This is a genomic window from Pseudomonas sp. KH_040, assembly GCF_057839305.1.
Map to the genome: position 1 here is coordinate 1,118,851 of NZ_CM174487.1, position 19,218 is coordinate 1,138,068.

Sequence of the window (19,218 nt, forward strand, 5' to 3'; positions counted from 1 at the left end):
AGGATTATCTCGTTAACCGTAACAAAGATTCACAGAAATCCCAGCTTATCGCCGTACAGGGCGTTCCATAGAATTGCGCCGATCCCTGTAGGAGCTGCCGCAGGCTGCGATCTTTTGGTTTTGTTTTAAGGGAATCAAGATCAAAAGATCGCAGCCTGCGGCAGCTCCTACATGGGTCCTCGATCTACCCCCTTCTCAGGAATTCGCAGCTGTGCCGCGTCGCATCAACAGAGCGCTTTTGCCGCTCAGTGTTCTGGCTTTTACCCTGGGTCTTGGCGGCTGCATCTCAACGGACGGAATTGCTCCACAAGGCATGGCAATGGAGGCCAACTCGCTGGCCACCGACGATGCCATTGCTCACGCCGCCCGTGACGCCAACTGGCCCACCGCGCAATGGTGGCAAGCCTACGGCGACCCGCAACTCAATCGCTGGATCGACCTCGCCGTGCAGGGCAGCCCGAGCATGGCCATGGCCGCTGCGCGGGTGCGTCAGGCCAAAGCCTTGGCCGGTGTCGCCGAATCCGCCGAGTCATTGCAAATCAATGGCGAGTCGACCCTCAAACGCCACAACTGGCCGACCGATCAGTTCTACGGCCCGGGCGATCTGGCCAACACCACCACCTGGGACAACAACGCCGCGTTGGGTTTCAGCTACGCCCTCGACCTCTGGGGTCGCGAAAGCAATAGCAGCGAGCGAGCGGTGGATCTTGCGCATATGAGCGCGGCCGAGGCGCGATTGGCGCAGCTTGAATTGCAGAACAACATCGTCCGCGCCTACATCGAACTGTCGCTGCATTACGCCCAACGCGACATCGTTGCGGCGACGCTTAAGCAGCAACAGCAGATTCTCGATCTGGCGCAAAAACGTCTGAATGGTGGGATCGGCACACATTTCGAAGTCAGCCAGGCCGAAACGCCGTTGCCGGAAACCCACCGCCAGATCGATGCGCTGGACGAAGAAATCGCCCTGAGCCGCAACCAGATTGCCGCGCTCGCCGGCAAAGGTCCGGGGGCGGGCGCGCAGTTGCAGCGTCCGACGCTGTCGCTCGCTGCTGCGTTGAAACTACCGTCGGCTCTGCCCGCCGAATTGCTCGGTCAGCGGCCGGACGTGGTCGCCAGTCGCTGGCAAGTGGCGGCGCAGGCGCGTGGGATTGATGTGGCGCATGCCGGGTTTTACCCCAACGTCGATCTGGTCGGCAGCCTCGGCTACATGGCGACCGGCGGTGGCGCGCTGGAGTTTTTGACCGGCAAGAAACTCAACTACAACGTCGGCCCGGCGATCTCTTTGCCGATCTTCGACGGTGGCCGACTGCGTGCCGAACTCGGTGAAGCCTCCGCTGGTTACGACATCGCCGTGGCGCATTACAACCAGACGCTGGTGAATGCGCTGAAGAACATCTCTGACCAATTGATCCGCCGCGAGTCGATGGACAAGCAGCAAGGCTTCGCCGCCGAATCCGTTGCCACGGCGCAGAAGACTTACGACATCGCGATGATCGCTTATCAGCGCGGCCTCACCGATTACCTCAACGTGCTCAATGCGCAGACGTTGCTGTTCAAACAGCAGCAGGTGCAGCAGCAGGTGCAGGCGGCGCGGTTGACTGCGCATGCCGAGTTGGTGACTGCGCTGGGTGGTGGCCTCGGGGCTGGCAACGACGTGCCGACTGCCGAGAAAACCCAAGCGCCGAAAACCCCGGTTCTCCTGCATTGAACACACATCAAATTGTAGGAGTGAGCCTGCTCGCGATAGCGGTGTATCAGTCAACAGAAATGTTGGATGTAAAATCGCCATCGCGAGCAGGCTCACTCCTACAGGGATCGCGTCTTGCCTGAATTCTTGAGCACAATTAAATGACCCCCTTGCCCGCACCTCTGCGCTGGCTCTACTCCCTGGAATGGCGCCGTGGTTTCTTCGACTGGGCGCGCAGCGATGGCGTGACCTGGGTCTACATCTTCAAGGTGTTGCTCGCCGCATTCCTCACCCTGTGGCTGGCCATGCGTCTGGAATTACCGCAACCGCGCACGGCGATGATCACCGTGTTCATCGTCATGCAGCCGCAGAGCGGCCAGGTGTTCGCCAAGAGTTTCTATCGCTTCCTCGGCACCCTCGCCGGCTCGGCGATGATGGTCACGTTGATCGCGTTATTCGCGCAAAACACCGAGCTGTTTCTCGGCTCGCTGGCGATCTGGGTCGGCATCTGCTCGGCCGGCGCTGCGCGTTGCCGCAACTTCCGCGCTTACGGTTTTGTCCTCGCCGGTTACACCGCAGCGATGGTCGGGCTGCCGGCGCTGGCGCACCCGGACGGAGCGTTCATGGCGGCGGTGTGGCGGGTGCTGGAGATCTCGTTGGGGATTCTCTGCTCGACCCTGATCAGCGCCGCGATCCTGCCGCAAACCGCCAGCGCGGCGATGCGCAACGCCTTGTATCAGCGTTTCGGTGTGTTCGCGTTGTTCGTCACCGATGGCTTGCGCGGGCGCAGCAAGGCCGAGTCTTTCGAGGCGAGCAATGTGCGCTTCATTGCTGAAGCCGTGGGGCTGGAAGGGCTGCGCAGCGTGACCGTGTTCGAAGACCCGCACATGCGTCGGCGTAACGGTCGACTAAGTCGGTTGAACAGCGAATTCATGGGCATCACTACGCGCTTCAACGCCCTGCATCAATTGCTCGAGCGCTTGCGCGGCAATGGCGAAGAACACGTTGTCGCCGCGATCAAACCGGGCCTGCAGGATCTCGCCGAAGTGCTCGACGGCTTCAGTGGCCGCGCTCTGACCAGCCCCGATGCCGGCCGTTTGGCGACCGCACTGGCGAGCTACAAGGAAGGCCTGCCGGCCCGCGTGCGCAGCCTGCGCGCGATCTTTCAGGACACCGAGCCGAGCGAAGCCGAACAACTGGATTTCCACACCGCTTACGAACTGCTTTATCGCTTCGTCGACGACTTGCACAGTTATGCACAGACCCACGCCTCATTGGCCGATCACCGCCACGAACGCGAGCGCTGGGACGAGCCGTTCACCCCGCAAACCAACTGGTGGGCGGCAGCGGCCTCGGGCATTCGCGCCTCGTTCATTCTCATCGTGCTGGGCAGTTACTGGGTCGCCACCGCTTGGCCAAGCGGCGCGACGATGACCCTGATTGCGGCCGCGACCGTGGGCCTTTCCGCCGCCACGCCGAACCCGAAACGCATGGCGTTCCAGATGGCGTGCGGAACCTTCCTCGGTGCCCTGATCGGCTTCGTCGAGATGTTTTTCATCTTCCCGTGGATCGATGGTTTCCCGCTGCTGTGCGTGATGCTCGCGCCGGTGATCGTGCTCGGCTCGTTCCTCACCTCGCGGCCGCAATACGCCGGCGTCGGCTTCGGTTTGCTGATCTTCTTCAGCACCGGTTCGGTGCCGGACAACCTGACCATCTACAACCCTTACACCTTTATCAACGACTACATCGCCATGGTCATGGGCATGTTGGTCTGTGCCGCTGCCGGGGCAATTATTCTGCCGCCGAACAGCCGCTGGTTGTGGAAGCGTCTGGAGCAGGATCTGCGCGGGCAAGTGGTCTACGCGATCAGCGGCAAACTGAAAGGTCTGGCCTCGAGTTTCGAGAGCCGCACACGTGATCTGTTGCATCAGGCTTACGGCCTCGCGGCCGGTCAGCCGAAGGTGCAAAAAAACTTGCTGCGCTGGATGTTCGTGGTACTGGAAGTCGGTCACGCGATCATCGAGTTGCGCAAGGAACAGGCGATCCTGCCGGTGCACCCTGCCTATGCCGAATCACAGCCGTGGCGGCAGGCAATCCGCGTGATGGGCCGCGCGCTGGTGCGACTGTTCCTGCAACCGAACTCCAGCAATCTCGAGCGCGCATTGGTCGCGGTTGACCACGCAATCAGCCGCGTCGCAGCCACCGATGAGCCGTTCGCCCCACACTTCGATACCTCGGCATTGCGTCGGGTGAAGAGCTATCTGCACTTCATCCGTACCTCGCTGCTCGACCCGCAATCACCGCTCGCTGCCTACGCCATCGCCAAGCCCGAAGGACTTGCCCATGCCTCGTGAAATCGCCTTCCACGGCGTGTACATGCCGACCATGACCTTGATGTTTTTTATCGCTGCGGCACTGGCCTGGGCGGTGGACCGGTTCCTGTCCGGGTTCGATCTGTACCGTTTTTTCTGGCACCCGGCGCTGCTGCGTCTGAGTCTGTTTACCTGTCTGTTCGGCGCCATGGCGCTGACTGTCTACCGTTGAGAACGTTCTGATGAAAAAGTTTTTCAGCCTGCTCGCGACCCTGCTGGTGCTGGCCCTGGCATTGTGGATCGGCCGCACGTTGTGGGAGCACTACATGAACACGCCGTGGACCCGCGATGGCCGGGTTCGCGCCGACATCATCAACGTCGCCGCCGACGTTACCGGTGAAGTGATCGACGTGCCGGTGCGCGACAACCAACTGGTGAAGAAGGGCGATTTGCTCATGCAGATCGACCCGGAGCACTACCGCATCGCGGTGAAACAGGCGCAGTCGCTGGTCGCCTCGCGCAAGTCGACGTGGGAGATGCGCAAGGTCAACGCCCATCGCCGCGCCGATCTGGACAACCTGGTGATCTCCAAGGAAAACCGTGACGACGCCAGCAACATCGCCGATGCCGCGCTCGCCGATTACCAACACGCGCAGGCGCAACTGGAAGCTGCCGAACTCAACCTCAAACGCACCGAAGTGCGCGCGGCGGTCGACGGTTACGTGACCAACCTCAACGTGCATCGCGGTGACTACGCGCGCATCGGCGAGGCGAAAATGGCCGTGGTCGACATGAACTCGTTCTGGGTTTACGGCTTCTTCGAAGAGACCAAACTGCCCCACGTGAAAGTCGGTGACAAGGCCGATATGCAGTTGATGAGCGGCGAAGTCTTGAAGGGCCACGTAGAAAGCATTTCCCGCGGCATCTATGACCGCGACAACCCGGAAAGCCGCGAACTGATCGCCGATGTGAACCCGACGTTCAACTGGGTGCGGTTGGCGCAGCGGGTGCCGGTGCGGATTCACATTGATGAAGTACCGGAGGGTGTTTTGTTGGCGGCGGGGATTACTTGCACGGTGGTGGTGCGGCAGGATGCTGTGGATAACTGACCGACCGCGTTGACTGAATCGCGAGCAGGCTCACTCCTACACTGGATCTGTGTCACACCGAGGATCCCCTGTAGGAGTGAGCCTGCTCGCGATGGCGTCGACCCGGTCTCAGAGTTTGCCGCGCAAACCGAAGCGCCTCATCAACGTCGACTCCAGCAACCCCTTTGGCAGCAACGCCGCCAACAACGGCAACGCGCGACTGCCATTGCCGATGCGGATCAACCGTGGTGGTTTGTTCTGCTGCACAGCCTTCAACAGTTCAGCCGCAAACTCACTGGCCGGCGTCGGCTTGTCCTGCGACGCCTTGGCCCGCGCGCGAATACCTTCGCGCAGGGGAAACCACGGTGATTGTTCATTGATCAATTGCTCGGCCTCGTGCCCGGCGTTTTTGGCAAAGCTCGATTGAATCGCCCCCGGCTGAACTTCCATCACGCGAATGCCGAACGGCGCCAGTTCCATGCGCAGTGCATCGCTCAAGGCATGCACCGCCGCTTTCGAGGCGCAGTAAGCACCGGCAAACGGTGTGACCAAAACCCCTGAAACACTGCCGATATTTACCACCAATCCTTTGGCCCGGCGCAGCACCGGGAACAGTGCGCGCGTAACGCCAACAATCGAAAATACATTGGTCTCGAACTGGCGCTGCATGGCCGCCACACCGCCATCGAGCAGCGGCCCCATGGCGCCGTACCCCGCGTTGTTGATCAGCACATCAAGGCCGCCGTGTTGCTGGTTGATCCGCTCGCCAAGTTGCTCCAGCGCCGCGCTGTCATTGACATCGAGTTGCACGGCGGTGAACCCGGCAGACGCCAGCAACGCCACATCTTCAGTCTTGCGCGCACTGGCCCAGACTTCGTACCCGGCAGCTTTGAACGCATCGGCGAGGGCGCGGCCGATGCCGCTGGAACAACCGGTAATCAACGCAACGGGCATGGCGCATTCCTTGTGCAAAAAAGTGGGGAAGGGAGGATCAATCGGAGAAACTACCCTGCAAGCGCTCGGCGCGAAACTCCAGGGTTTGCGGGCGATAACCGGGACGCAGCGGCGGCATCGGCAGGCAGTCTTCCCAGTCGCCGCCGGCCTGCAATTCGCCGGGACCGCGATAGCGCGGGGCAGTGTATTGGTTGTCGGCCAGATTCACCGTGTCACCCGGCGCATAGGCAGCGATGCGCCAGCGCAGTTCGGTCAGGGGCACGTCGTTGGCGTTTTTCATTTTCAGTTGCAGCGGACGATCCGCCGGGCATTGTTCGGGAGCGTAGGCGATACGCATCTCAAGGCGCGCCAGTTGCTTGATCTCGCGGTTGTCCAGCCACACCACCCACATGGCCACGAAACCCAGGCCAATCGCCGCCGCCACGGAAACCGGCAAGGCCTTGGCCGGATAGCGCAGCAGGAGGATCAGCCAAGTGATGACCAGCAAGATGCCGATGATCATGTGGGAACGCTCCGTGAGTTTGTGCGCACCATCCTACCGAAGGCTCAGCGCAATGGACATTTGTTGCGCACGGGATTTAACCGTTGGTCGGAACTGTAATTTCTGACAGTAGGCGCATCGCCAAGCGTCTGCTCAGATCATTGCAGGCGCAGAGGACGCAGTTATCGAGCGGGGTGAGCTACGTGGACATGTTCAGCAAAACACCGGTGCTGGCAGTGAACGACCCACGCGGGCTGGCCGTTCGCAGGGTCGATTACTGGCGTTGCGACGTTAATCAAGCACTTGAACCGCGCATCCATCGCACGGCCCACGATGCGGCGGGTCGCGCGGTGACGCAGTGGGACCCGCGATTGTGGGCGCTACAAAGCGATGATCCGCTAGCGCCGGCCAACCTAAGCACCGTTTACTTGTTGAACGGGCAGATTCTGCGCTCGAACAGCGTCGACGCCGGGGTGCAGCTCAGTCTGTTCGGTCTGGGCTCAGAGACATTGACGGATTGGGACAGCCGAGGCACCCGCCGGGACATTGAGCATGACCTGTTACTGCGGCCGACGGCAGTGTTCGAAGCTGGTGAGCTGCAACCACGCCGTTGCGCCGAGCGTTTTGGATATGGTCAGCCGGGTGATGCCGATCAGGCGCGTAATCAGCTTGGCCAACTGATTCGTCACGAAGACCCGGCGGGAAGCGTGCTGTTCGAGGTCTTCGCGATCACCGGGGAGAACGTTGAAAGTACCCGGCATTTCACCCTTGAACCCGTCTCCCCGGATTGGCCTGAGCCAATCGATGAGCGCCAGCGTTTGCTCGAGCCCGGTGAGGGCGCAATGACCCATTGGCGTTTCGGGCCCCTCGGGGCGGTGCTCGAGCAGATCGATGCGAAGGGTAACCGGCATGTCAGTGAGTTGACCCTCGATGGAGGCTTGCGCGCCCGCCGTCTGCAGTTGAGCCATCAGACTGAGTGGCGGGCGGTGGTCAGCGATATTCACTACAACGCAGAAGGGCTGGTCACGCAGGAACTGGCAGGCAATGGCGTGCTGACAACGCTGACCTACCGTGAAGAGGATGGACGTCTGATGACGCGTCACGCCGAAACCGGTCAGGGTGTGGTCTTGCAGAATCTGCTGTACCAATACGACCGGACAGGCAATGTGCTGAGCATCGAAGACCGGGCGCTGCCCGTGCGCTACTTCGCCAACCAGCGCATCGAACCGATCAGCCGCTTCACCTACGACAGCCTCTACCAATTGTGTGAGGCCCGCGGATGGGAGGCAGGGCCGGGCGATGGCGGCCCGACAGCGATCGCCAACTATTTGCAAACCTATGGTTATGACGCTGGCGGCAATCTGCTCAAGCTGACCCACGTCGGTGCACAGAGTCCAGGTCATGATCTGCAGGCTGCCCGCTACAGCAATCGCTGCCTGCCCTGGTGCAATGGCGTGCCCCCCGACGAGGCAGAGATCGCCGCAGCGTTCGACGCTCGCGGTAACTTGCTGCTGCTGGATCAAGGCCGGCAGTTGCAGTGGAATCTGCGCAATCAACTGGATGCGTTCGTGGCGGTGCAACGCGATTGCGCTGCGGATGATCACGAAGTCTATCTCTACGACGGCGCTGGTCAGCGTGTACGCAAGATTCGGTCGCTGCAGACCAGGGTTCGTGCTGTCGTTACGCAGGTACGCTACCTCCCTGAACTGGAATTGCGCACCGATGCCGGCACCGGCGAGGTGCTGCAAGTCATCACGGTGCAGACCGCCCTGAACAGTGTTCGTGTTCTGCACTGGGAGAGTCCGCCGCCAGCAGGCGTTAACGATCAGTATCGCTACAGTTTCAATGATCATCTGGGATCGATCAGTCTGGAACTGGCGGCAGATGCGCAACTGATCAGCCGCGAGCATTTCTATCCATTCGGGGCGACCGCGTGGAGTGAGGAAAGCGACATCAGTTACAAAACCGTGCGTTATTCGGGCAAGGAGCGTGATGCCACGGGTCTGTACTACTATGGTTTTCGTTATTACATGCCGTGGTTGCAGCGCTGGCTCAACCCTGACCCGAAAGGTTTTATCGACGGGCCGAATCTGTACCAGATGGTCGGTAACTCACCGATGCGGCATGCCGACAGCGACGGCGGTAAAAAGACCGATACGTCAGAGTTGGCTGACAGTGCACAAGAGCAGAAGGCATTGCTGGATTCGATGACTTCGGCTGCTGCGGATGTCAGAAATTCGTTACTCAATCACACGCAGGCGCGGCACCGCTTTCAGGCGCTGGTCAGGCGGGTGACGACGCAACTGAGCAGCAGTCTGGTCAGAACTGGAGCTAAGGCTTTGGGGGGCGCGGCAGGCACAGCGTTGGGGGGAACATTGGGGCCGGTAGTGGGTGCACTCGGGGGGCAGGTGGGTTCGAAGGCCGGCACCGCGCTGGCGAACGTCGTCATCGAAAAGGTCGTGGACACCTTTCAGTTGAACCGTCCTATCAACTTCAAGGGCAGCGAGATGAATCCGAAGGCGTTCGTTGAAAGCGTGGCGCCAAAAACGAAACCCAGTCTCGCCAAGGTAAAACTGGAGTTGGCCGCCCATGATCCGCGCACTGCCGACGGTCGATCACGTCTGGTGAAAATGGCTGGCACCAAGGCGGAGGACAAAGTAATCGAGATAATCGCCGACAAACTGGGACCGGAGGCACCGGGTCTGGTCCAGACGGTACGGGAGTTCGCCCATGCTTCGCGAGGTTTGAATGCCGAAGCGTTAAGTGAAGCTTACGAACATATTCCGGTAGACATCGACATGGCAACGTTCAGGATGTCAGCCATCTTGAACGAGTTGGCGACTGCCGGCAGTTCAGATCCTGAGCTTTTCGAAACGGTTGCAGGGCTTTCAATGCAAACATCGAACACTGTTCAAACGCTGGAACGGACTCAGGACTTCATTGGATTTATTGCACCGACGCCATACGCCGGGAGGCAGCAATCGCTGGGAGGAAGTTCCCGGCCAAAACTGATCCGACAACATTCGCTCGGCTGAAAAAAAGCCCCCGCCCAACCCGCTGCGGATAGGGGACGCAGTGGGCTGGACGGGGGCTTCTTGTTCTACTGAACGTTGTCGATCGTTACTGCGCGATGGTTTTCACCGACACGCCGCGTTCGATCGGGGTGGAGCGGCCGTAGATATCTTCGAAGCGTTCGATATCGTCTTCACCCAAGTACGAACCCGATTGTACTTCGATGATTTCCAGCGGGATCTTGCCCGGGTTGCGCAGACGATGCACCGAGGCGATCGGGATGTAGGTCGACTGGTTTTCGCAGAGCAGGAACACGTTTTCGTCGCAGGTCACTTCGGCGGTGCCGCTGACCACGATCCAGTGCTCGGCGCGGTGGTGGTGCATCTGCAGCGACAGGCACGCGCCCGGTTTCACCGAGATGTGCTTGACCTGGAAACGCCCGCCCATGTCCACCGAGTCGTACGAGCCCCACGGACGATAGACTTCGCAGTGGTTCTGGGTTTCGCTGCGGCCCTGCTCGTTGAGCGTGTTGACCATCTGCTTGACGCCCTGAACCTTGTCTTTGTGGGCGATCATCATGGCGTCTTTGGTTTCGACCACGACAATGTTTTCCAGACCGATCACCGACACCAGTTTGCCGTTGCCGTGGATCATGCAGTTCTTGCTGTCCTGAATCACCACATCGCCTTTGGTGACGTTGCCGTTGGCGTCCTTCTCGTTGACTTCCCACAGCGACGACCAGCAACCAACATCGCTCCAGCCTGCGGTCAGCGGCACCACGCAGGCGCGCTGGGTTTTTTCCATGACGGAGTAGTCAATGGAGTTGTCCGGGCAGCAGGCGAAGGTGGCTTCGTCGAAGGTGATGGTGTCGGCGTCCTGCTGGCTGCGCTCGAGGGTCAGCAGGCAGGTGTCGTAGATGTCCGGATCGTGTTTTTTCAGTTCTTCGAGGAAGCGGCTGGCGCGGAACAGGAACATGCCGCTGTTCCAGTAGTAACCGCCGGACTCGACGTACTCGGTGGCACGTTTGACGTCAGGTTTTTCAACGAAATGCGAAACGCGGCTGACGCCTTCGGGCAGCAGCGAGTCGCCGGTGGATTTGATGTAGCCGTAACCGGTTTCCGGTTTGGTTGCCGGCACGCCGAACAGGACCATTTCGCCGTTTTCGGCAGCAACGGTGGCGAGGGCGAGGGCGCGTTGCAGGGCTTTCTGATCTTCCAGCACGTGGTCGGCCGGCAGCACCAGCATCAACTCGTCACGACCTTCATTGACCAGCATCATCGCGGTCAGCGCCACGGCCGGCGCGGTGTTGCGGCCGAACGGTTCCATGAGGATGCGCTGGCATTCCAGCTTACGGTTGGCCAACTGCTCGTTGACGATGAAGCGGTGATCCTTGTTGCAGACCACGATCGGGGTGTCCATGCCTTCGAACACCAGACGCTCGAGGGTCTGCTGGAATAGAGTGTGTTCGCCGGTCAGGGCGAGGAACTGTTTAGGGAACTGCTTACGCGAAAGCGGCCAGAGACGCGAACCGCTACCACCTGACAAGATCACCGGAATCATATTGTTTACTCCATAAAATCGATTGGTTAGAGGCACGAACGCTGTGTCGTTTCACTCTTGTTTTTGTCTCGTGTCCGAACTCTCACCTCGGTCCCTGTGGGAGCCTGGCTTGCCAGCGATGGCATCACCTCGGTGTATCTGCAGAGCAGAGGTGTCTGCATCGCTGGCAAGCCAGCTCCCACAGGGAGCCGGGTCAGTTCGGAAAATTCGTTAGCGAGTCGATACCGGGCGTTTCACCCAGACTGGCGACAGGCTGCTGCCCGAACCGGTGACGTACAGCACTGCGGCTTCACCGCGCTCAAGGGCGACCGGCTTCACGTCGCCGACTTTCTTGTCACCTTCGTACAGCGCCAGGCTGACTTTCACCGGGTTGATTTCACGTTCGCCACGGCCCTTGGCGGCCACGTTCGGCACCACGTCGGTCTTGCCGTCGGCGGTCTTCAGGGTCAGCGGCTTGTCGCTGAGGTTCTGTACGCGCACCAGGGATTTCTGCTTGTTCTTGAACGGCGGCTCTTCGATCAGTTGCGGCGCGCCGGAAGCGTTGTTGACCAGGGTGTAGTAGTGGTCACCAGCGAGTTTCACCGGCAGGGTCTGGCTGCCGACCTTGGCGCTGTAATCACCGCCCGGCATGAAGCTGAAGTCGCTGCTGGCCAGTGGCGCAACGTCGCTCAAATTGGTGCTGCCGACAGTCGCACTGACTTCAGCGTTGCTGGCGTTGTAGACACGCACGAAGGTCGAGCCTTTCGGTGCGGTCGGGCCGTAAAGTGCAGCGTCGCCACCGGCGAAAGCTTGAACCGACAGCACGCTCAAACCTGCAACCAGTGCAATGCGTTTTGCGAGACGACGAGGAGTAGTAGTGAAAGTCATGGTGTACCTCTCTTTCAGTTTTGCGCCCGATCGGGCGTCTCGGATTTAGTGTTGATTGCTACGTTTTGTTGGCGCGCGCCGGCTTGTTTAAGCTCTGCGACCCACTGCGGGTCGGCGTCACCGATTTCGTTGTTCACAGGCAGATAACGTTCAGGAAACTCCCAGATCAGCACCTGCGGCGGGCTGTTCTTGAAGTCATCGCTTTTCAGGTAGCTGAGCATCGGCAGGATCGGGCCGTGGCCGTCTTCGGCGTAGCTCACCACGTCGCTGTGCAGCGCTTGTTTCAGTGCACCGACGAAGTTCCAGTTAGGGTTGGCGCTATAGCTGGTGCCGACCAGTGCCACTGGCACTTCATTGCTGGCGAACAGCGCGTCGTCACCGGCAGGCTGATCGCCAGCCGCGACGGTGTTGCGCTTTTGCAGCGGCTCTTGCGCCGGCATCAGGTTTTCAAACAGCGGATCGAGCGGCAGGAACAAGCGCAGGTCGCCCTTGTGCGTGACCTTCTCCGCTGGCGTGGTAACAAAGCGCTGCGGCTCGCCGCTGAGCGGGAACTTGTCAGCGATGGTTTTTGCCAGGGTGTTCGCGGCAATCTCGGCGCCTTCCGGCGTCCAGTGCGTGTCGGTGCGCAGGAACACTTGCTGACCATTCTGCTTGGCCTGTTGCAGTGGCTTGAGCAGGTCAGGGGCGAGGATCTTGTCCGCCGCGACGCGGTGGTGGAAATCCTCATAGAGGTTTTCGTGAATGCTCGCCGGTTTCACTTCACCCAGGTGCTCCGGGTACAGACGAACCTTGGCTGGCACGATCGCCATCACCAGTTTCACGCCTTTCTCTTTCAGGGTCTGGCGCACGCCTTCGACCAGCGCGTAGTTGCCTTGCAGGTTCAGCTCTTCGTTGACGATCGGGTTGAATTCCTCATCGCTGTACAACCACTGATCGCGACCGAGCACCACGCCCGGACGACCTTCGTTGAACAGTTTGAAATCCAGCGCGGCCCAGAGGTTGGTGCCCAGACGCTTGATCGGGAATTCTTCGTCGTAATGGGTTTCCACAGCCTTGGTCCAGCGGCCGTTAAGCACCGTCGCATCGGCGTTGGTGCTGAAGCCGAAGAAGCTGCGTACCGACCACAGACCCAAGACCAACAGGGTCACCAGGAACAGGGCGATGTAGAAGATGCGTAATGAGCGGGTCATGTCAGATCCCTCAGAACTGGAAGTAAAGGAACGGCGAGAAGCTTTGCGCCGAAAGTTTGAGAATCGAGGCGATGAACAGCAGCAGGATCAGGCCGCGCATCACGTAACGCGACCAGTCCGCGCTCCAGTAGGCCGGTTGTACCTGGGCTTCGACGCCGACGGTGTAGCCAGGCTCGTGGATGCTCGCCGGGTTTTCGCCGGGTGCGGCTTTGATCATTCCCGGCGTCGCGGTGGCAGGGCCGTTGGCCTCGACGTTGACTTCAGGTTTGCTCTTGGCTGGCGGTTGATTGGTGTACAGATCGCGCAGACCGAAGAACGCCAGCGTCACGTACGCAACAACCAAAGTCGCCACTTGCAGACCGGTGAGGCTGGCCTGATTAAGTTCCGACAACGACCATTCACCGAAGCTGAACATCGCGCCGTACATACGACCGGCGACGTGCAGGTTCTCGGCACGGAAGATCACCCAGCCCATGACCACGAGCAGGAAGGTCAGCGCCCAGCGGATCGGGTTGAGGCTGCGCGGCGAGGTGTTCAGGCCCAGCGCTTTTTCAATCGCCAGCCACATGCCGTGCCAGGCGCCCCAGACGATGTAGGTGATGTTCGCGCCGTGCCACAGGCCACCGAGGAGCATGGTCAGGAACAGGTTGCGGTAAGTCATCAGCGTGCCTTTACGGTTACCGCCGAGAGTGATGTACAGATAGTCACGCAGCCAGGTCGACAGGCTGATGTGCCAGCGGCGCCAGAACTCGGTGATCGACTGGCTGATGTATGGCTGTTTGAAGTTTTCCATGAAGCGGAAACCCATCATCAAGCCCAGACCGATGGCCATGTCGCTGTAACCGGAAAAGTCGAAATACAGCTGTGCGGTGTACGCCAGCGCGCCGAGCCAGGCATCACCCGTGGTTGGGTTTTGCAGGGCGAAGCAATGGTCGGCGACCACCGCGAGGGTGTCGGCGATGAAGACCTTCTTGATGAAACCCTGCATGAACCGCGTGCAGCCCTCGGAGAACTTGTCGAGGGTGTGCGTGCGGTTGTTGAACTGATCGGCGAGGTCGCGGAAACGCAGGACCGGGCCGGCAATCAGGTGCGGGAAGATCGCCACGAACGCTGCGAAGTCGATCAGGTTGCGCGTGGCCGGGGTATCGCCGCGATACACGTCGATGATGTAGCTGATCGACTCGAAGATGTAGAACGAGATACCGATCGGCAGCAGCACGTGGGTGAGGATGAACGGCTCAAGACCGACCGAAGTCATCATCGCATTGATGCTGTCGACGCCGAAGTTGGCGTACTTGAAGTAGCCGAGGATGCACAGGTCGACTGCTACGCCGAGCAGCAGCCAGCGCTGCGCCGGTTTGGTTCTGACGCCGGCGGCCCCGACTTTGAGGCCGATCCAGTAGTTCCACAGCGTGACGGCGGCGAACAGCGCGAGGAAGTCCACACGCCACCAGGCGTAGAACACGTAGCTGGCGATCAGCAGCAGCAGGTTGCGATAGCGTTGCCCGCTCAAGTAGTACAAGCCGAGAAAGATCGGCAAGAACAGAAACAGGAACACGTTGGATGAAAATACCATCCCGATCTCTCCATGTTTGAACCAACAGTCAAGGGCCAAAGCCCCCCCAAACCCCCCGTGGTAGTGGAGGGGTGAAACGGTGTTTCTGTCAGGGTTGTGCAGGGCCTTGAAAACTTGCCCTCACCCCCCGCCCTCTCCCGGAGGGAGAGGGAGCCTGATCTCCATGGTTTTCAGAAAAGGAGATCGACTCGGTATTTCTGTGCAGCCTGATCTCGATTGTTTTTCAACACCTGAGATCGGCTCGGTATTTCATTTCGGTGTAACTCGCACAGCCACCTCGGTCAGTCCCCTCTCCCTCCGGGAGAGGGTTAGGGTGAGGGGCTTTTAGCCCTTTTCATGGGACGGGTCGTAGACCTTGGTCAGGTCGCCACCCAGGCGGAAAGTCTTGAACGGTTGCATGCCGTGCTTCTTCTCGATCACATCTGGCGGGCAGGTGTAGAGCGTGCAGAACGGTTCGAGCCAGGCGAATTTCATGTCCTCTTTCAAGTCGGTCATGTCCTGCTCTTTACCGTTCTTCTTCTCGAATTCATCCGGGTCTTTCACCCCAGACAACACCCGATCACCCAGACGCTTCAGCGCACCGTTGTTTTCCTGACGCAAATCAACACCATTGACCTGAGCAAAACTGGCGATCATCGCCAGCGGCGGCAGGGCGTAGTTGTGATAGGCGAGGGCGCGTTGCTGGCGCTTGAGTTCGTTGGGCAGGAAGCCGTCGGCATCGACTTGATTGACGCCAACCTTGTATTCCTTCACCGCCCAGTCAAACAGGTCGCGGCGGTTGGTCGCGACCGAGGTCGCCATCACCGACCATGCAGCCCAGTAGGAATGGTTGTTGGTTTTTTCCAGCGGCAGGTTGTCCCAATCGCTGACCACCTGATCAGCCATTTTGCTGAACCACGCCTCAATCAACTGCGCTTCCTGTTGATGCTGGGCCAGCGGATGCGAGTCGGAGAACTTCAGGCGAATGTACGAAGAGGCCATGCTGCCCAGCGCCCATTTGCGCATCGACTTGCCGGTGTGGTTGAAGTCTTTCGACATCAACGCATCGGCCTTGGCCCACGCGGTCAGCCAGTTCAGCGTGCATTCGAGCTGCTCCGGACGCCCGTCGCGCATGAACTGCATCACCCGTTTGGCGGTGCCGCGTTCCAGCGTGGTGATGTCTTTGGTGGTGTCGCGAAAGGCTTTTTCCGACTGCACGTTCAGTGTCGCGCGGGCCTTGTTCGAACCTTCGTATTTGCTGCGAAATTGCAGCGGCCCGGTGTAGGGCGTCGGCATCGCATCGCAGCCTTCGCTTTTGTCACCGGTCTTGAATTTATCCACAGGCGCGAAATAGCCCTGAGGTGGACGCAGTGGTGCGGCGGCCTGCGCGGTGCCGGCGAAGATCGCCAGCCCGAGCAGCGTCGGCGCTAAAAGAGTTTTCAGTTTCGAGTTTCGCATAGCAGACCTCATTGCCCGACCTGAGCGGTTTGTTGCCCAGCGCCCGGGAATACGTTGCGTTTGCAGATTTTCGCTTCGACTTTCTGCGGCGCGGTGCCCGCTTCCGGGCCCTGGACTTCGACTGCCAGCAGGTTTTGCGAGGCCCAGTCTTCGTCCGTGCGCAGCTCAAAGGCGAAACGACCGTCGGTGTCGGAGGTTTCCGGTTTCTCGATCTTGATGTCCTCGTGGCGACCGTTCATGTACCAGAGGGTGGCTTGCAGGGTTTTCACCGAAGGGTCGGCGAAGCGGATGTCGACCTGATGGCTGCTGTTCTGCAGGTTCAGGTTCTTGCTGTTGACCAGCAGTTCTTGTTTGCTGCCCGGCTTGAGCGTGGTGCTCGCGGACATTTGCGCGTCTTTGCCTTCGCAGCCGTTGTCGAGCAGCGACATCATCTGGCGATAGATGGTTTCCTGGTCGAGGCGGTACAGCGGCGAGAATTCCCAGATGAGAATTTTCGGCGGGGTCTTCTGGAATTCGTCGCTGCCGAGGTACTGCAACATCGAACCTTCCAGGCCACCGCCGGGGAAGGCGACGTTGAGAATATCGGCGCCGATGGCTTCTTCGAGGAAGCCGGCGAAGTTGTAGTTCTTGCCGCTGTGCGAAGTGCCGACGAGGGTGATTTGTGGATTGCCGGAATCACCGAACAGGTCGCCGTCACCGGCCTCGCCCTTAGGCTCGGTGGTGAATTGATCCATGTACTGGATCGCGTAACTGGTGCCGCACAGTTGCCCGGCCATGTTGTGCAGGGTGCCGGTCTTGCCCATGCGCCCGGAGCGTTTGGTTTCGAATTCACGCTTGGGAATGTCGGCGAAGGCCGGAATCTGCTTGACCTTTTCGGCGACGATTTTCGCCGTGCGCTGTGCACCGTATGGCGTCCAGTGTTGGTCGCCACGGAAGTAGAAATCGTGGGCGGGCAGAGTGTCCGGCAGCGATTCGTTGGTCAGCGGCGACAGGTCTGGCACCACGTAACCCATCTTGGCGAAACGGCCGAGCATGGTCTTGTAGTTGCCCAGCGCTTTCTCGTAATCGAACGCGGCTTTTTCCTGCGGATTGAGCTTGTTGCGGTTCACCAGACCACGGGTCGGCTGGTAAACGATCACCAGCTCAACGCCTTTGGCTTTGAACGCATCGTGCAGTTGTTGCAGGCGTTTGTAGCCGGCCGGGGTGGTGTTGAACTCGGTACGCAGGTCTTCCTGCGTCCGGAACAGCCAGTCACCTTGCGCCTGCACCAGGGTGGTGAAGTTCTGCTGATAGCGCGTGGTGTAGTTCTTCGCGTCATGCGCAGCCGGGCACAGGTTGCAGCACGGTTCGGCGCTGAACTTTGGCGGCGTGGCGCCGGCCGCTTCATCGGCGCGCGCACCGTTGCTGGCCGCGAGAATGCCCACGGTCAGGGCCGACAGGCTGAGTAATCTGATCAAGTGTGGGTGCATAAAATTATCCTCAGTCCCGCATTTCGGTCTGGCGTTCGACAGGGTCGATCAGCACGGCTTTCTGCTGGCGCACCAGCAGGTCGAGAATTTCATCCTGGCGCTCGCCGAGGATGCCGTTGAAGCTGATGCCGCTGGATTTGGTCGGCGCCAGCATCGACACGCGATACAGCTCGACACTCAACGGTGAATCGATCGACAGCGGGCCGCTGCCATTGGCCGCCAGTTCACCGCCAACGACGATCAGCGACACTTGGGCATCGAACGGGTCGAGCTTGATGTCACGGTCGGTGTCGGTGAGGTCCTTGATGTGGCCGTAGACGCCGGTCAAACCGTTGGCCATGGCGACGTTTTCGTAGAGGCGGATATTCACGCTGTTACGAATGCGGATGCCGTGGCGCTTGTTGCTGATGACCTTGTTGCCCCACAGCAGGTTGTCGGCGGACTCGTAGAGGGTGATGCCGTCGGTGTGGTTCTTGTAGATCTCGTTGTAGGCAATGATGTTGTTGACGCTGTTACGGTCGATCACCAGGCCCGAGAGGTGGTTGTCGAAGCTCTTGTTGTTGAAGATGAAGCTGTCGTTGACCTCACGGGAAATAATGATCCCGTGCTTCTTCTTCGTACCGTGGACGGTGTTCTCCGCGATGATCAGACCGTGGGAACGGTCGTGCGGGTCGATGCCGTAGACGATGTTGTCTTTGTAGGTGTTGCCCTTGACCACAAAGTCGCGGGTCTCGTAGCAGTAGAAGCCGTACCACATGTCCGAGAACTCGGAGCCGACGATCCAGCCAGTCGGTTCAGGACGCTTGAGGACCTTGGCCATGTTCGGCGTGTACTGGGAAATACTCACGCCGTACGACTTACTGTTGGCGTAACCGAAACTGGCCATCTTGCTGTTGACGATGTAGGTCTCGGTGCCGCCCCAGGCGAGCAGGAACGGTCGGAATTCCTTCGGCGAACGGAAGGTTGCCGGGCCGTTGTCCTTTTCGCGCCAGCCAGTGACTTTGGTGTCACGCACGAACAACTGACCGTCGTTGACCATGAACGCACCGGCTTCTTGCGACAGGCGCAGTTCCTGGGTCTGACCGTCGATTTCGAGGATACCTTTACGGCCAACCACGATCGGCAGCTTCGACAGGTACACGCCCGGCGCGGTCTCGCTGAAATACTGCTTGGGCAGTTTCTGCGCCAGATCCTTGAGGTTCATGTAGCCGTCGTCGACGAAGATCGCCTGCGGGATACCGTGCTGACGCACCACCCATTCGGCCATCTTGTTGTCGCCGCCGATAAAGTCCTTAAGGGCGTCTTCCTGCATCATCCGGCGCACGCTGACTTTGCCTGCTTTGCTGCGGACGATTTTCGCGGCGGCGGCTTCGGCGGTGTAGCCGGAAATGTCCGGCAGTTTCGGCGCGGCCAGGTTCAGCGCTTCGGTCGGCGCGCTGCTGACGGTGTAGGTCTTGGCTTGTTGCAGCTCTTTGGCGGTGGTCACCGGCTTAACCGGCTCCACAGTCGCGAAGGCGCTGGCGCTGGCCAGCAGCATCGCGCCGGCCAGCAGGCTGAGTGAGCCTGTCCTGGTGCTGATCAT

The 19,218-nt window shown here is 60.0% G+C and carries 14 protein-coding genes; 5 read left to right on the forward strand and 9 right to left on the reverse strand.

Translation table 11 applies throughout. The features are described 5' to 3' along the window. The first annotated feature begins 211 nt into the window (after positions 1–211). From AC3IUF_RS04860 to AC3IUF_RS04875, 4 genes are all read left to right on the forward strand, one after another. Positions 212–1,711 carry an efflux transporter outer membrane subunit gene (locus AC3IUF_RS04860; RefSeq protein ID WP_463542421.1) on the forward strand — a complete coding sequence of 500 codons (1,500 nt, stop codon included), beginning with the start codon at positions 212–214 and terminating at the stop codon, positions 1,709–1,711. A 140-nt stretch (positions 1,712–1,851) separates the two neighbouring features. Next, on the forward strand, positions 1,852–4,044 hold the full coding sequence (locus tag AC3IUF_RS04865; RefSeq protein ID WP_489280525.1) for an FUSC family protein: 2,193 nt from the start codon (positions 1,852–1,854) through the stop codon (positions 4,042–4,044). Further along, positions 4,034–4,234 carry a DUF1656 domain-containing protein gene (locus tag AC3IUF_RS04870; RefSeq protein WP_007914106.1) on the forward strand — a complete coding sequence of 67 codons (201 nt, stop codon included), beginning with the start codon at positions 4,034–4,036 and terminating at the stop codon, positions 4,232–4,234. The genes AC3IUF_RS04865 and AC3IUF_RS04870 overlap by 11 nt, the downstream gene beginning before the upstream one ends. A 10-nt stretch (positions 4,235–4,244) precedes the next feature. Beyond that, positions 4,245–5,111 (forward strand): efflux RND transporter periplasmic adaptor subunit, encoded by an 867-nt coding sequence (locus AC3IUF_RS04875; RefSeq protein WP_447783728.1) that lies wholly within the window; start codon positions 4,245–4,247, stop codon positions 5,109–5,111. A 108-nt stretch (positions 5,112–5,219) separates the two neighbouring features. Here the strand turns inward: AC3IUF_RS04875 and AC3IUF_RS04880 are convergent, their stop codons facing one another. Continuing rightward, a complete protein-coding gene (locus AC3IUF_RS04880; protein WP_489280527.1) occupies positions 5,220–6,044 on the reverse strand; it encodes an SDR family oxidoreductase in 825 nt (274 codons plus the stop codon). A gap of 37 nt (positions 6,045–6,081) precedes the next feature. Next, positions 6,082–6,546: a multidrug transporter gene (locus AC3IUF_RS04885; protein WP_489280529.1), complete on the reverse strand. Its 465-nt coding sequence runs from the start codon at positions 6,544–6,546 to the stop codon at positions 6,082–6,084. Positions 6,547–6,734: 188 nt separating this feature from the next. Between AC3IUF_RS04885 and AC3IUF_RS04890 the strand changes: the two genes are divergently transcribed. Next, positions 6,735–9,560, forward strand: coding sequence for an RHS repeat domain-containing protein (locus AC3IUF_RS04890; protein WP_489280530.1), 2,826 nt, complete (start codon positions 6,735–6,737; stop codon positions 9,558–9,560). A gap of 85 nt (positions 9,561–9,645) precedes the next feature. On the opposite strand, the gene AC3IUF_RS04895 is transcribed toward AC3IUF_RS04890, so the two are convergent. The 7 genes from AC3IUF_RS04895 to algG all read right to left on the reverse strand — a co-directional run bounded on the left by AC3IUF_RS04895 (position 9,646) and on the right by algG (position 19,218). Further along, positions 9,646–11,097, reverse strand: a complete 1,452-nt coding sequence (locus AC3IUF_RS04895; RefSeq protein ID WP_007914094.1) for a mannose-1-phosphate guanylyltransferase/mannose-6-phosphate isomerase — start codon at positions 11,095–11,097, stop codon at positions 9,646–9,648. A 210-nt stretch (positions 11,098–11,307) separates the two neighbouring features. Further along, on the reverse strand, positions 11,308–11,964 hold the full coding sequence (locus AC3IUF_RS04900; protein WP_003221835.1) for an alginate O-acetyltransferase AlgF: 657 nt from the start codon (positions 11,962–11,964) through the stop codon (positions 11,308–11,310). 14 nt (positions 11,965–11,978) lie between these two features. Continuing rightward, positions 11,979–13,154, reverse strand: coding sequence for an alginate O-acetyltransferase (locus AC3IUF_RS04905; RefSeq protein WP_007914293.1), 1,176 nt, complete (start codon positions 13,152–13,154; stop codon positions 11,979–11,981). Positions 13,155–13,164: 10 nt separating this feature from the next. Next, positions 13,165–14,730, reverse strand: a complete 1,566-nt coding sequence (locus tag AC3IUF_RS04910) for an MBOAT family O-acyltransferase (protein ID WP_007914295.1) — start codon at positions 14,728–14,730, stop codon at positions 13,165–13,167. 324 nt (positions 14,731–15,054) lie between these two features. Continuing rightward, entirely contained in the window at positions 15,055–16,167 is a 1,113-nt protein-coding gene (locus tag AC3IUF_RS04915; RefSeq protein ID WP_489280532.1) for a mannuronate-specific alginate lyase, read from the reverse strand. Between the two features lie 8 nt (positions 16,168–16,175). Continuing rightward, positions 16,176–17,636: an alginate O-acetyltransferase gene (locus AC3IUF_RS04920; RefSeq protein ID WP_123375715.1), complete on the reverse strand. Its 1,461-nt coding sequence runs from the start codon at positions 17,634–17,636 to the stop codon at positions 16,176–16,178. A gap of 10 nt (positions 17,637–17,646) precedes the next feature. Continuing rightward, a complete protein-coding gene (gene algG, locus AC3IUF_RS04925; protein ID WP_414894691.1) occupies positions 17,647–19,218 on the reverse strand; it encodes a mannuronan 5-epimerase AlgG in 1,572 nt (523 codons plus the stop codon).

Excerpts from the sequence above, each read along its gene's own strand:
- AC3IUF_RS04865 (WP_489280525.1), top strand. The coding sequence starts at position 1,852 with ATGACCCCCTTGCCCGCACCTCTGCGCTGGCTCTACTCCCTGGAATGG.
- AC3IUF_RS04870 (WP_007914106.1), top strand. The coding sequence starts at position 4,034 with ATGCCTCGTGAAATCGCCTTCCACGGCGTGTACATGCCGACCATGACC.
- AC3IUF_RS04875 (WP_447783728.1), top strand. The coding sequence starts at position 4,245 with ATGAAAAAGTTTTTCAGCCTGCTCGCGACCCTGCTGGTGCTGGCCCTG.
- AC3IUF_RS04880 (WP_489280527.1), bottom strand. The coding sequence starts at position 6,044 with ATGCCCGTTGCGTTGATTACCGGTTGTTCCAGCGGCATCGGCCGCGCC.
- AC3IUF_RS04885 (WP_489280529.1), bottom strand. The coding sequence starts at position 6,546 with ATGATCATCGGCATCTTGCTGGTCATCACTTGGCTGATCCTCCTGCTG.
- AC3IUF_RS04890 (WP_489280530.1), top strand. The coding sequence starts at position 6,735 with ATGTTCAGCAAAACACCGGTGCTGGCAGTGAACGACCCACGCGGGCTG.
- AC3IUF_RS04895 (WP_007914094.1), bottom strand. The coding sequence starts at position 11,097 with ATGATTCCGGTGATCTTGTCAGGTGGTAGCGGTTCGCGTCTCTGGCCG.
- AC3IUF_RS04900 (WP_003221835.1), bottom strand. The coding sequence starts at position 11,964 with ATGACTTTCACTACTACTCCTCGTCGTCTCGCAAAACGCATTGCACTG.
- AC3IUF_RS04905 (WP_007914293.1), bottom strand. The coding sequence starts at position 13,154 with ATGACCCGCTCATTACGCATCTTCTACATCGCCCTGTTCCTGGTGACC.
- AC3IUF_RS04910 (WP_007914295.1), bottom strand. The coding sequence starts at position 14,730 with ATGGTATTTTCATCCAACGTGTTCCTGTTTCTGTTCTTGCCGATCTTT.
- AC3IUF_RS04915 (WP_489280532.1), bottom strand. The coding sequence starts at position 16,167 with ATGCGAAACTCGAAACTGAAAACTCTTTTAGCGCCGACGCTGCTCGGG.
- AC3IUF_RS04920 (WP_123375715.1), bottom strand. The coding sequence starts at position 17,636 with ATGCACCCACACTTGATCAGATTACTCAGCCTGTCGGCCCTGACCGTG.
- algG (WP_414894691.1), bottom strand. The coding sequence starts at position 19,218 with ATGATCAGCACCAGGACAGGCTCACTCAGCCTGCTGGCCGGCGCGATG.